General features: G+C 57.0%; 13 protein-coding genes. 6 read left to right on the forward strand and 7 right to left on the reverse strand.

The features are described from left to right. Window positions 1-181 precede the first annotated feature (181 nt). The 7 genes from CJU81_RS11645 to prfB all read right to left on the reverse strand — a co-directional run bounded on the left by CJU81_RS11645 (window position 182) and on the right by prfB (window position 7007). Complete coding sequence (locus tag CJU81_RS11645) at window positions 182-508, reverse strand: hypothetical protein (RefSeq protein WP_029611547.1); 327 nt, start codon at window positions 506-508, stop codon at window positions 182-184. Continuing rightward, on the reverse strand, window positions 505-1416 hold the full coding sequence (locus CJU81_RS11650; RefSeq protein ID WP_095036729.1) for an alpha/beta hydrolase: 912 nt from the start codon (window positions 1414-1416) through the stop codon (window positions 505-507). Before CJU81_RS11650 ends, CJU81_RS11645 begins: the two co-directional genes overlap by 4 nt. A gap of 123 nt (window positions 1417-1539) precedes the next feature. Continuing rightward, window positions 1540-2817, reverse strand: a complete 1278-nt coding sequence (locus CJU81_RS11655) for a flavohemoglobin expression-modulating QEGLA motif protein (protein ID WP_095036730.1) — start codon at window positions 2815-2817, stop codon at window positions 1540-1542. A gap of 25 nt (window positions 2818-2842) precedes the next feature. Then, window positions 2843-3391, reverse strand: coding sequence for a hypothetical protein (locus CJU81_RS11660; protein ID WP_095036731.1), 549 nt, complete (start codon window positions 3389-3391; stop codon window positions 2843-2845). A 12-nt stretch (window positions 3392-3403) separates the two neighbouring features. Beyond that, the gene (locus tag CJU81_RS11665) at window positions 3404-4120 is read right to left on the reverse strand and encodes a TetR/AcrR family transcriptional regulator (RefSeq protein WP_095036732.1); all 717 of its coding nucleotides are present in this window, start codon (window positions 4118-4120) and stop codon (window positions 3404-3406) included. A 178-nt stretch (window positions 4121-4298) separates the two neighbouring features. Beyond that, entirely contained in the window at window positions 4299-5801 is a 1503-nt protein-coding gene (gene lysS / locus CJU81_RS11675) for a lysine--tRNA ligase (RefSeq protein ID WP_095036734.1), read from the reverse strand. 110 nt (window positions 5802-5911) lie between these two features. Further along, a protein-coding gene (gene prfB, locus CJU81_RS11680) for a peptide chain release factor 2 (protein WP_141232595.1) occupies window positions 5912-7007 on the reverse strand; the annotation gives its coding sequence in 2 pieces (ribosomal slippage) (window positions 5912-6934 and window positions 6936-7007; 1095 coding nt in all). A gap of 363 nt (window positions 7008-7370) precedes the next feature. Here prfB and CJU81_RS11685 point away from each other — a divergent pair. From CJU81_RS11685 to CJU81_RS11710, 6 genes are read left to right on the forward strand one after another with little or no spacing between them, the layout of a single operon-like run. Then, on the forward strand, window positions 7371-8879 hold the full coding sequence (locus CJU81_RS11685) for a gamma-glutamyltransferase (protein ID WP_176464834.1): 1509 nt from the start codon (window positions 7371-7373) through the stop codon (window positions 8877-8879). Beyond that, window positions 8876-10375, forward strand: a complete 1500-nt coding sequence (locus CJU81_RS11690; protein ID WP_095036736.1) for an MFS transporter — start codon at window positions 8876-8878, stop codon at window positions 10373-10375. The genes CJU81_RS11685 and CJU81_RS11690 overlap by 4 nt, the downstream gene beginning before the upstream one ends. Then, the gene (gene ribA, locus CJU81_RS11695) at window positions 10344-10946 is read left to right on the forward strand and encodes a GTP cyclohydrolase II RibA (protein ID WP_095036737.1); all 603 of its coding nucleotides are present in this window, start codon (window positions 10344-10346) and stop codon (window positions 10944-10946) included. Before CJU81_RS11690 ends, ribA begins: the two co-directional genes overlap by 32 nt. Window positions 10947-10951: 5 nt before the next feature. Then, window positions 10952-11848: a 3-keto-5-aminohexanoate cleavage protein gene (locus CJU81_RS11700; protein ID WP_095036738.1), complete on the forward strand. Its 897-nt coding sequence runs from the start codon at window positions 10952-10954 to the stop codon at window positions 11846-11848. Next, complete coding sequence (locus CJU81_RS11705; protein WP_095036739.1) at window positions 11841-12629, forward strand: class I SAM-dependent methyltransferase; 789 nt, start codon at window positions 11841-11843, stop codon at window positions 12627-12629. The genes CJU81_RS11700 and CJU81_RS11705 overlap by 8 nt, the downstream gene beginning before the upstream one ends. Beyond that, complete coding sequence (locus CJU81_RS11710) at window positions 12629-13276, forward strand: riboflavin synthase subunit alpha (protein WP_095036740.1); 648 nt, start codon at window positions 12629-12631, stop codon at window positions 13274-13276. The genes CJU81_RS11705 and CJU81_RS11710 overlap by 1 nt, the downstream gene beginning before the upstream one ends. Window positions 13277-13440 lie beyond the last annotated feature (164 nt).

Here is a 13440-nt window from a genome sequence, read left to right on the forward strand (position 1 = left end):
CTCCTGACCATGATTAATACCTGTAAACGATGTACCCGGTCTTAAACGTAAACGATGTACCCGGTTTCTACCCACCCTGGCCCTCTCCCAAAGGGAGAGGGGACTGACCGCACGCGGACTCAAAATCACCGCCAAATCAGCCCCCTCTCCCTCCGGGAGAGGGTTGGGGTGAGGGCCGCTCTTACTGCTCCAGCTTCGGCGTTTCCTGGCCCAGGCAGCGCACGGCCTGTTTCTTGTTGTTGACCAGCACTCCGGTCAGACCTTTTTGCTCGGTGTCGAACAATACGATGATGCCGTCGATGCACTGCGCCACCTGGTTGGCGGGCGTAAGCGAGACTTTGTAATCTTCCCCCGGGATGGTCTTGAGCATGGTGAAATCGCTGAGCAGCAAGGCGTCCTCGGGTTTGGCAAAATGCAGGTAACCGTAGTACCACAGGGCGCCCACGGTGCCGATGATGCTGCAGATACCGGTGATGATCAGGGGGATGGCGTTGCGTTCTTCACTCATTGTTGGCTCTCGGGTTCAAGTTCAGTGTTCGTTGAGGCGGGGTAATTGGCGATTTCGCCCAGGCGCCGCACGCCATTGAAATGTTGCGGATCATCCAGGTAGCGCAGCATCACCTGGCGCCAGATCGGGTCAGCAAACGTCTGTACATGGCCGCCACGGGTCAGTTGCAATACCTTGGGCGGTGGCGCCGCCCGGTACAGGCGCAGGCCATTGGAAAGCGGAACAACCGGATCATCCAGGCTGTGATAGATCAGCATCGGCGTGTCGCCCATTTGCGGCATCGCATAAATGGCACTGTCGGCATCCGGCACCAGCCAGGACAGCGGCACCTGCAACGGCCAGGTTAACCAGGACGTGCTCAGGGCAAACTGGCCCACGTCACGGTAACTGGCGGGCACACCATCCAGCACCACGGCCTTGACTCGCGCGCGCTGCTGCGGGTGCTCGCTCAGGTAGTGGATGCCCATGGCGCCGCCCAGGCTTTGCCCCAGCACAATCAGCGGCAGGCCCCGGGCTTGCGGCTCATGCTGCAACCAGTCAAAAGCGGCATCGATGTCCTGGTATACCGCCGGCAGCCCCGGCTCCCCTTGGGACAGGCCGTAACCGCGATAGTCGAGCATCAGCACTTGATAGCCCTGCTCCGGCAGCCACGCAGTGGCGCCGAGATGGTAAGCCAGGTTGCCGCCATTGCCGTGCAGATGCAGCACGGTCCCCTTGAGTGGCACGCCTTTTTTGGCCGGTAACCACCAACCGTGCAGGCGGGTGCCATCGGCGGCCGTCAGGGTGACATCACGGTAGTCCAGGCCCGCGGCCGTCGGGGTGATCGGCTGGCCGGGCTCGGGGTAGAACAGCAAGGAGCTGCATCCGCTGAGGGTCAACAGCAGGCAGAGTGCAGCCAGGGTTTTCATCTAACTAGCTACCCTATGTAGTCGCTGCCGAAGGCTGCGATGGGGTTTGTGGGGCCTTCAATAAAAACAGCTTGCTGCGCAACCCTTCGCAGCCTTCGGCAGCGACTACAGGTTTTGTGTTGCTTACAAAATATTGGAGTAATCCGCTTCAATACGGTCAAGGCTCAAGTGGTTGAGGAAGTTGGAGAAGCACATCCAGGCCGAGAGCGCGTTCATGTCCCGGAACTGATCCGGCAGGTACTTGGGCGCTATCACCAGGCCTTCATCTACCAACTGGCGCAGGGTTCTCATGTCTTCCAATGTGGTCTTGCCACAGAACAACAGCGGCACTTGCTCCAGCTTGCCTTTACGTACGGCCAGCTGAATGTAGTTGTAAACCATGATGAAGCCTTTGAGGTAGGACAAGTCTTTGGTGAATGGCAGGCCATTTGGCACCGATCCACGGAAAACCCGACTCGCGTTGCCATAACTTTCCGGCATTTCAAAGCCTTGCTCACGGAAGAATTCGTACACCTGCATAAAGTCCGCGCCCTCCTCCACCATATGGATAGCGCGGGTACGGTTGGTCAGTTTGCGCAGCCGGCTGGGGTAGGAGGCAAAGGTGATGATCTCCATCAAGATCGCCAGGCCTTCCTGGGTCACGGTGGACGACGGCGGCCCCTTGGACAGGAAGGTGCAGATCGGCTGGTTCAGGCCATTGAGCGTAGTCCCCACGTGCACCAGCCCTTCGTGGACTTCCAGGGCACGTACGTCGCGCTCGTTGAACATCGCATCGGTACGGATCTTGATGTAGTCGGCGCCCGCCGCCGCGTCCGCAACAATGCCGTCGGACTCGAACACGCGGATGGTTTCTTCGGCTTCGCCAAACACCTTGTTCAGGCGGCTTTGCAGCAGGTTCACGGCATCCTTGGCGGTGAGCGTCTTGGCTTCGTCCTTGAGCGCGCCACGACCGTCGATATTGTCCAGATAGTCGGACATCATCAGGCCAAGGTCGGCCAGGGTCGGGTCACCGGCATGGAACGCATCCGAGGCCGCGCCGTACAGCTCCTGGGAAATCAGCCCGAAATCTTCAGTGCCACGCGCTTCGAGCATGCGCACGACCATGCGGTACTCCTTGCACATGCGCCGCATGATCTGCCCGACCGGGTTGAACTGCCCCAACTGGCGGGTGATATCGCGCTCGATGTTCTGGAACTCGGACTTCACCGCCGCCGAATCAAAGGACAAGGGCCGGCCAAGGTAATAATCGCGATCGACCGCGGGCATGGCTTTGCCTTTGGCCTTTAAAAAGCCCTGGCGGATGCTGTCGTCCCACTTCACCGCATCCAGTACGCGAATGGGTGTTTGTGCCAGCACGATGCGGTCAGACAAGGTGCGTATCGTGCGCTGGTAGTCGTCCACCGGCAGCTTCCTTTAATTGAGAGCGTTACTTGGCCACACGTTTATAGCGGGCCGCTTCGACAAATACGTCGGAATTGGCCGGGTCGTCCAGGTAGGCAAAGACTTCAGCCGACGGGCTTTTGATCAGGGTACCGGTGCCTTCAGGGGTTTCCACCGGGTCACCACTCAACACGGACTGGCCGATGGCCTGCTTGACCTGGTCAAGATCCAGATCATAGATCACCAGTTCACCGTTGTCGGTCAGTTCAAAACCGCTGAGGGTATGATTGCCGCCCAGTTTGGCCGGTATCGCAGCCGAGGCATACCAGCGACTGCCGTGGCGGGCAACGATAAAGATATAACGTTCACGGGCCTTGGGTTCGCCCTTGGGGTAGACGACGGCCTGATAACGGGTTTTGTCGATGGCACTGATTTCAAGATTGCGCGCCTGCCCCCAGGCATCCTTGCTGATCCATTTGCCCAGCAACTGTTTGGGCGCCGGCTGCGCCTCGATCGGGGCCTGGCTAAAGGTTACAAGACATCCGTTCAACATCAAAAACGACAATGCCATAAGCATCACGCGCCAAGCTTTCATGCCTGCATCCTTCTATAGAGCGGCCAACACCAAGTGCATGTAACGCGTAAGAATAGCCAGCCGGTCGTCATCCGCCTCGGGCTGCGCGCCATCAAGTAGGGCCTGATATTCCATCCGACCGATAATCGCCGTCAAGACTTTGGCATCCTGCTGAGGTTGTGTGGAGCCTAGCACTTCGAAAATCTGCCCGGCCCCCTGAAGGAATATCTGTTGATGGGCACGCACCAGCACCGCCAGCCGGGGGTTGATCAGTGCAGCCTGATGAAAGGCTTGCTCGGCCATCAACTGGTCGCGACGGGTGAGCATTTGATGCTGAAGATAATCGGCGGTCATCCTGGCAATGTCATCGGCAAGCACTGCTCGCGCCTGGGCGCTGCCATCCCCTTGCGCCATCATTTCGCGCAACTTGCCTTCGGTGCCTTGCCACAGCTTGGCCATGAACGCTGCGCTGCGCTCGACATACTGGGCGAAGGTGTCGTTGATCAGATCGTCGATGTCCTTGAAGTAATAGGTGGTCGCTGACAGCGGCACCCCGGCTTCAGCCGCCACGGCCCGATGGCGCACGCCGCGTACGCCGTCGCGCACGACAATGCGCATGGCGGCATCAAGGATCAGCTGGCGACGCTGCTCGCTGCCATGCCGGCTGGCCTTGCGACCCTGATACTCAACACTTTGCGCGAGCGCGACCGCGACATTTGCTGCGCCTTGAGGGGACCTGACGAGATTCACGGGAAAATCCTTTTAATGTTGATGGGAACCTTGTAGTCGCTGCCGAAGGCTGCGAGGGGGCCGCAGTGTTTTCGAAAAAACGGTTTGCTACGCAACCCTTCGCAGCCTGCGGCAGCGACTACAGGAAACGCCAGGCAATAAAAAGCCGCCTTACAAGGCGGCTTCTTATTCTGCATCGTTACGCTTGCGGGCGCATATGCGGGAACAGGATCACGTCGCGAATCGACGGCGAGTTGGTCAACAACATCACCAGACGGTCGATGCCGATACCTTCACCGGCAGTCGGCGGCATGCCGTATTCCAGGGCACGGACGAAGTCTGCGTCGTAGTGCATCGCTTCGTCGTCGCCTGCGTCCTTGTCAGCAACCTGCGCCATGAAACGCTCGGCCTGATCTTCGGCATCGTTAAGCTCGGAGTAGGCGTTGGCGATTTCACGGCCACCGATAAACAGCTCAAAACGGTCAGTAACGTTCGGGTTCTCGTCGTTGCGACGGGCCAGCGGCGACACTTCGAACGGGTACTGGGTAATGAAATGCGGCTGTTCCAGCTTGTGTTCGACCAGCTCTTCGAAAATCATCACTTGCAGCTTGCCCAGACCTTCGAAGCCCAGCACCTTGGCACCGGCTTTCTTGGCGATGGCGCGAGCCTTGTCGATGTCGTTGAGGTCGTCAGCGGTCAGCTCGGGGTTGTACTTGAGGATCGAATCGAAGACCGACAGACGCACAAACGGTTCGCCAAAGTGGAAAACCTTGTCGCCGTATGGCACGTCGGTAGTGCCCAGAACCAGTTGAGCCAGTTCACGGAACAGCTCTTCGGTCAGGTCCATGTTGTCTTCGTAGTCGGCGTAAGCCTGGTAGAACTCCAACATGGTGAATTCAGGGTTGTGACGAGTCGAAACGCCTTCGTTACGGAAGTTGCGGTTGATCTCGAACACTTTTTCAAAACCACCCACCACCAGGCGCTTGAGGAACAGCTCCGGCGCGATGCGCAGGTACATGTCCATGTCCAGGGCGTTGTGGTGAGTTTCGAACGGCTTGGCCGCAGCGCCACCCGGGATGGTTTGCAGCATCGGCGTTTCAACTTCCAGGAAGTCGCGAGCCATCAGGAAGCTGCGGATATGGGCGATCACTTGCGAGCGTACACGGAACGTGTGACGCACGTCTTCGTTGACGATCAGGTCAACGTAACGCTGGCGATAGCGCTGCTCGGTGTCGGTCAGGCCGTGGTGCTTGTCCGGCAGCGGGCGCAGGGATTTGGTCAGCAGGCGCACGCTGGTCATTTCAACGTACAGGTCGCCTTTGCCGGAACGGGCCAGGGTGCCTTCGGCGGCAATGATGTCGCCCAGGTCCCAGGTTTTCACTTCGGCCAGGGTTTCTTCCGGCAGGGTCTTGCGGTTGACGTAGACCTGGATGCGACCGGTCATGTCCTGGATCACCATGAACGAGCCACGGTTAAGCATGATGCGACCAGCAACCTTGACCGGGATGGCGGCTTCAGCCAGCTCTTCCTTGGTGGCTTCGGCGTACTTCTTCTGCAGGTCGGCGCAGTAGTTGTCACGGCGGAAGTCATTCGGGAAGGCATTGCCCTTGGCGCGCTCGGCTGCAAGTTTTTCCTTGCGCAGGGCGATCAGGGCGTTTTCTTCCTGTTGCAGGTCTTGTGGGTCGAGTTGTTGGTCGCTCATGTCTTTAAAAATTCCATCACAGGTTCGTTGCCCCCGCCTTGCGGCAGGGGGAAGCGGGCTTTAGCGCGCCCTCTGGGCATCGCACTGGCTTCGCACACGTTTTGTTGCGCTTACAGCCCTTGTTTCAGGCTGGCTACCAGGTATTCGTCGATATCGCCGTCGAGCACCTTGTCGCAATCGCTGCGTTCGATGTTGGTACGCAAATCCTTGATACGCGAGGCGTCGAGTACGTACGAGCGGATCTGATGACCCCAGCCGATGTCCGACTTGGTGTCTTCCAGGGCCTGGGAAGCGGCATTGCGCTTCTGGATTTCCTGCTCGTAAAGACGCGCCCGCAGCATTTTCATCGCGGTGTCTTTGTTCGCATGCTGCGAACGTTCGTTCTGGCAGCTCACCACGGTGTTGGTCGGTACGTGAGTGATACGTACGGCCGAGTCGGTGGTGTTTACGTGCTGACCACCTGCACCGGAGGAACGATAGGTATCGATCCGCAGGTCAGACGGGTTGATGTCGATTTCGATGTTGTCGTCGATTTCCGGCGAAACGAATACAGCCGAGAACGAGGTGTGACGACGGTTGCCCGAGTCGTACGGGCTTTTGCGTACCAGACGATGGACGCCAATCTCGGTGCGCAACCAACCAAATGCGTATTCGCCTTTGATATGCACGGTTGCGCCCTTGATACCGGCCACTTCACCGGCGGACAGTTCCATGATGGTGGCATCGAAGCCGCGCTTGTCGGCCCAACGCAAATACATCCGCAACAGGATATTGGCCCAGTCTTGCGCTTCGGTGCCACCGGAGCCGGCCTGGATGTCCAGGTAAGCGTTGTTGGCATCCATCTCGCCACTGAACATGCGGCGGAATTCGAGTTTTTCAAGGGCTTCGCGCAGACGTTCGACTTCAGCCGCAACGTCATCCACAGCGGCCTGATCTTCTTCCTCGGCGGACATCAACAGCAGGTCTTTGGCGTCGGCCAGACCTGTGTGCATCTCATCGAGGGTTTCAACGATTTGCGCCAGCAGGGAGCGCTCGCGCCCCAGCTCCTGGGCGTACGAAGGGTTGTTCCAGACACTCGGATCTTCAAGCTCGCGATTGACTTCGGTCAGACGCTCATGCTTTTGATCGTAGTCAAAGATACCTCCGAATGGTTTCGGAGCGCTCTGACAGGTCCTTGATGCTGTTAAGGATCGGGTTGATTTCCATGGCTGGCGGCACTCGTAGGCGATTTTTACAAAGCCGGGGAGTATACCGTAAACAGCCTGCATCAGCAGCCCGTCTGGCGGGGTTATGTCGTCTGTGACGACAGGCCGCGAGCACTCGGCCAGACAGGCGATTGGCCCTTCCTGACAAGAAGAACAGGGTGAGCTCAAAGACTGACCGCAAACACTGTGTGACAAACGAATATATCTCGTAGGAAAAGTTACTAATTTTAAGAGAAGTAGACTACGAGCCAATTAATTGCACTTGCAAATATACAGCGCTATACCTCAACACACCCAAGCAAACACTTACTGCTTGAGACCCGTACGCCATATTCAAACAACCCATCATTAAATGGCAGCCACCATGTCCAACTTAGCCTGCGGTCATGTATTCGGTATTGCGACGCCCCACTTCAAGTCATCCATGATGGGCATGCAAGACTATCTGTTAACAGGCGCAGGGCCGGGCGCTGCAATAAGTGCGGCACTCTCATTGACCTATAACCTTCCGCACCTGTGCGGTCTGGGAGGCGATGCAATCATTATGCAGGCAAGCCCCGGCAACCTGGAGGTATTCAACGGCACGGGCGTAACGGGCACACACCAGCACCACGACAACTATTTATATAAAGGCCTTGAATCAATCCCCAGACGAGGCATTTACAGCACGATGGTGTATGGCTGCCCTAGCGCCTACGAGCGGTATACACAGTTGCACGATATCGATTTGAACAGGGTATTTAAACATTTGCACGAACATGATTTAAAACATGGACTGATAACAACTGAAAGTTTATTGCAGGCATTTTACAGCAGTACCAAAGAACCACAGATTCAAACTCGCTTTACTCAATGGACGCAATGCTTCATTCAACGCAAAGACCCTGAACCCTTATACCGCCACACCCTGGCCACTTTGGCACGGGAGGGCTTTTCGTCGATGTACCAGGGGTTGCTGGCCGAGCAGGTGTTCGACCAGTTGTACAGATGCGACCCGCACCTTTACACGGCTGGTGACTTTGCCGATTTTGCACCCAACCCCTCAGAGGTCAAAAGCACGCGCTTCATGCACGCCACGGTGACGGCGCATGGCAGCAACAGCCCGTGGAAAGAGCTGTTCCTGCTGCTGAAAATCTACCAATTGAGTGCCCAGGACACTACCTTACTGACGCCCGCTCAGCTTTGTACCGCCGCCGGACTGATCGACACCTGGCTGGCCTCACACCCTGCTTCAGATACAGGCAATGAGCGCACCCTCGACCAACAGGCAGCATTGATCCATCAGCAGCTCAAACAGGGCAACCCTGAACCTGTGCCCCAATCGTGCAAAACCTCGCACACCATCTTTATGGCGTGCGCCGCGGCTGACGGCACCCTGACCGGTATCACCAACTCAATCTTCACCCCCCTGGGTTCACTCTTCGAAATCGATAACAGCGGCATTATCCTGAGCAACCGGGCCTTCTCATTCAATGGCCCCCATGCGTGCTCGACCTTCAAGGGCAGGACCGCCGCCAACCACACCACCAACTGCGTCCATGTCAGCACCGGCCACCTGGAGTTTATCCTGGGCACATCGGGAGGGCCTGTGCAGTCGCAAACCCTGGCGTTCATCATCTACAAGATTGTCGCGCAGAACTGCCCGATCCAGACAGCCCTCGCCAGCCCACGCTGTGCCAATCTGGGCCGTCACCCCAAGACCGGCGGCATCACTTATTTAAGTGAAGCGCCACAGGCAGACCCGGTCTTTACCTGGACCAACGGCCTGTCCGAGAAACTGGGAGTGGTGCAACTGGCCGGTATCAACACCCTCAGCGGCCAGGTGTTCGCTGCAGCCGACCCCCGCGGTAGTGGCGTGGCTCTGGCGGTATGAGCATTCACGGCAGCGGCTCGCACCATGCCGCCCTCCTGACCGTCGCCAGCGCTTTTTTTCTGGAGGTGCTGGACGCAACCATCATGATCGTAGCCATCATCTCCCTGGCCAACGATCTGGGCGCGAGCATCAGCGGCGTCACCCTGGCATTGGCTGCTTACCTGCTGGCCCTGGTGGTATTCACCCCCGCGAGTGGGCATCTGTTCAAAAAGCTCGCGCTTGCGCAACGCTTCCAGTGCGGCCTGCTGATTCTTTGCCTGGCATCACTGGCCTGCGCCAGTAGCCAGAACCTTTACATGCTGTGCATTGCCCGTCTGGCCCAAGGCTTTGGCAGTGCGCTGATCGTGCCCGCCGGGCGCACCCTGATCCTGGCCAATACCGACAAAAACCAAATCCCCAGGATCATGGCCTGGCTGATTGCCCCTGCGCTGGTCGCCCCGATTGTGGCCCCGTCTATGGCCAACGTACTCCTAAGCCTGGGTAACTGGCGGCTGATTTTCTGTTTTATCGCATTCTGCGCGGCAGGGCTGATTGCCGTATGCCGGGTGACGCTGTTTTCACTGCCTGCCCCCACAGCCCGCCAGCATCCCTTTGACGTTTATGCCTACGGGTTATGGGGGCTGTCTTCGTCGGCGTTGTTCGCGATGTTTGTTGCCGGCTCGAACAGTCGCCCCCTCTATACCCTGTTGGCAGCCATCGTGATGTTTTATGCCGGTGTGCGGTTGTACCAAAGACTATGCCAAGCCACTGACAAACAACTGTTCGATCTGTCGTTGCTCAACAACCCGTTGTTCACGTTCAACATCGTTTCAGGCAGCTTTTTCCGTATCAGCATTTATGCATTTCCTACCGTGCTGATCATCCATCTGCTGAAAACATCGGATTACCCGCCCAGTTCAATTGGCCACTGCCTGTTGTTTATCTTTGCCGGCAATCTTCTTGCAAAACCCGTGGCGGCCAGAATATTGGCGAACAGCCTCTCGATAAAACGCTACTTCTTGTATTCGGCGCTGGCAACGTCCGTCACATTGAGCGTGTTCTTTTATCCGCGCCTGTCTGACCAACTTCCTGTGCTATGGCTGGCCTGCGCCCTGCACGGCTGCGCGCGCTCTTTTCAATTTCTCGGCTACTCCTCCAGAAGCCTGCGCGATATCGAACCCTCGCGCATGCATCACGCCAATATCCTTCTTGGCGCGGTCATGCAACACAACGCGCTGATCGCACAGGCGGTACCCGCCCTGCTGGCAGCGTTCCTGATCCCCACCCGCCTGCCCGGCGAATCCAGCGACGGGTTCTTCAACCTGGGCATGGCCACAGTCACCGCCCTGTCATTGATGGCTGCACTGAGCGCGCTGCGCATGCCCAATTCGAGCAGACAAGAATCCCCCCCGAGCACTGTACCCCCCACATACGCAAAAGCTGGAAATCACACGCACTTAAGCGTTGCTACGCAAGGAGCTGAAGATGAAAGCCGTGAAGCTGAAAACCACCGTTGAAATCCCCATAGAGGGCATCCCCCTGCCCACTCGATTTGTGTCATTTGAAGGTGTAGACAAAGAACACTTCGCGTTGCTGATTGGCGACTGTCACACCCTACCCGTGCTGACTCGTATTCATTCGGAATGCCTGACCGGCGATGTATTCGGTTCAAGACGCTGTGATTGCGGCGCCCAACTGAAGGAAGCACTGTCACACATGTCCGAACGCGGTGGTGGTGTATTGATTTATCTGCGCCAGGAAGGTCGCGGCATTGGCCTGTACTCCAAGTTCGATGCCTATGTGTTGCAAACCCAGGGCATTGATACCTTCACCGCCAATGAGATGCTCGGCTATGCCGATGACTCTAGAGAGTTTGAAAGCGCGGGCGCCATGCTCAAGGCGCTGGACATCCGCCATATAGACCTTATTACCAATAACCCGGCAAAAGTCCTGGCGCTGCAAGGTTGCAATATCACCATCAACAGAACCCTGCCATCCGGTGTGTTTTTAACCGTCGAAAACGAGCGCTACCTGCGCAGCAAAATCAATAAAAAACAGCACACGATCAACTTGAATAAAAACAGGTGATTGCCATGAACTCCTACATCCTGAACTTTTGCCCCACCGGCATGGTGCCCACCAAGCACATGAACCCGCACACGCCGGTGAGCACGTCGGAAATCATTGAAGATGTATTGATGGCCTCCGAACTGGGGGCTTCCATCGCCCACTTGCACGCCCGGGATCAAAAAACCGGCGAACCCACATGCGACCTCAATACCTTCGCCGCAATCATCGAAGGCATCCGCAAATACAACAAGCAACTGGTCTTGTGCGTTTCGCTCAGCGGTCGCAATGTTTGCGATCCGGCACTCAGGGCCCTGCCCCTTTCGCTGGATGGCGAGGCCAAACCCGACATGGGTTCATTGACGTTATCGTCCATGAACTTTGCCACTCAACCGAGCATCAATGCCCCGGACACGATCAATTACCTCGCCGGGCAAATGGCGCTCAAAGGCATCTCACCCGAAGTTGAGATATTCGATAGCGGCATGTCGAGTTGCCTGAACAGCCTGATCAAAAAATCGTTAATGCCGCCCACTGTCTACGCCAATATTTTGTTGGGCAATATTTTTGGTGCACAACCGAGCTTCGCTCATATCGCCGCCATTACCAGTTCGTTGCCTGGCAATGTAGTGAGTTCCTTTGCCGGGCTGGGCAGTTATCAACTGCGCAGCAACGCCCTGGCCCTGGCCGCAGGTCACGGCATCCGCATCGGCCTTGAGGACAACATCTGGTTCGACCACGAACGCACCACCCTGGCGAGCAACCGCAGTTTGCTGGAGCGCATCACGGCCATTGCCAACCTTCAGCAATTGACCCCCGCTACCCCGATGCAAGTCAGGGAGCGCCTGGGCTTGCAGCCCGGGCAAGGTCGCTATGGCCTGATCCCTATCGCTGACCAATACAGGGAAGCCGCCCATGGATAATGTCTGGTTTACGCCCGAGGGCTATCAACGCACGTCCAGGGACCTGCAAAGACGGTGTTTGAAGCTGCTGCTGTCCTTCGCCCCGCCCCGGGGTACCCTGCTGGATGTCGGCTGTGGAACCGGCAATACTTTGCTGTTTACGGACAAGGAAAACATTGAACAGTATGTGGGCATTGATATTTCCCAAGATATGATTGCGTATGCCAACCGAGCCCACGCAGCCCCCCATGTCAGGTTTATGGTCAGTGACTTTCTCGATTACCCCCTTGAGCAGTTACCGCTGTTTGATGCAGCCATTTGTGCAGCCTGTTTGCACTGGTTTATCCCCCACGAACAAACCGTTATCAACAAGTTGGCCCAAGCCATAAAACCGGGCGGTTATCTGTATTTGTCCTGCGCCTTTGACTTCGATTATGTCTTGGGCGAGCGCGTGATCCAGGAACAGGTGCTGATGGATATACGTCGGCAATACCCCTGTATTGCAGACCCGGTGGTATTCGATGATTTTCGTTTCAACAGAGGTACCCTGATCAGCACACTGCACGACTTTGAAATCATTCGCTCGCACCGTATCGAGGAACCCGTGCAGTTTGAGAATTTTGAAGACTTTAGAGATTGGCACCTGGGCAGCGGCTCGGTGATTTACGCTCAGTTCGATGAAAGATTCCGCGAACGGGCAATTACCGATTACTACCAGAAACTGTATGAACACTATTGTGCCGGCACTTATAAAACCGCGTATTCCACTGGCCTTATGCTGCTTGAAAGGAGGAAAGCCTGATGTATACCGGCATTGTGCAAGGCACTGCCCGCGTTCTCTCCCTGCACAAGGAGACGGGGCACCAGAGGATCGTACTGGTACAGGACTCGCCCCTGTTCGATAACATCGATATTGGCGCCAGCGTGTCGGTCAACGGCACATGCCTGACAGTGACCGCTTATTCGTCTGACAGCGCCACGTTCGATATCTCCAATCGGACAGCGGAAATCACCACGCTTGAGAACCTGAAGGTGAATGACCGGGTCAATATCGAACGTTCCCACCGCGCAGGCGAAGAAAACGGCGGACACGCGCTCTACGGCCACATTGAAAGCACCGCGCAGGTGGTGTCGTGGCAGCCACTGGGCGAAACCGTGAGCGCCGTTTTGCAGCTGGAACCGGCGACCTCGGCTTATGTGTTCGAGAAAGGGTTTATCGGCCTGCACGGTTGTAGCCTGACCGTTGACCGCCTGGATGAAGAGCGGCACACACTCACGGTAAACCTGATCCCGCTAACCCTCGCCCTGACTAACTTGAGCGGCTTGCAGGTGGGCGACCGAGTCAATGTTGAAATAGACCAGACTACGCGAACGTTGGTGGATACCCTGCAACGAACGCTGGCTCGCCAGCGCGGGAAATCTGGAGATACTGTCAAGGGATCTTTGTAGCAGCTGACTCGCGCAGCAAGGCTGTGTCCGGCTGCGCAGCGGCCGTAAACACAGGCGACTCGCTCGTCCTGACACACCGCGATTGCCGGATTTTCGACCGCTCTGCGCTCGATCGCAGCCTCGCTGCGCTCCTCAGCGACTACAGGCTTTGTGCATTGCTGCCC

Origin of the sequence: Pseudomonas fragi (assembly GCF_002269505.1) — a bacterium.
Taxonomy (GTDB): domain Bacteria; phylum Pseudomonadota; class Gammaproteobacteria; order Pseudomonadales; family Pseudomonadaceae; genus Aquipseudomonas; species Aquipseudomonas fragi_D.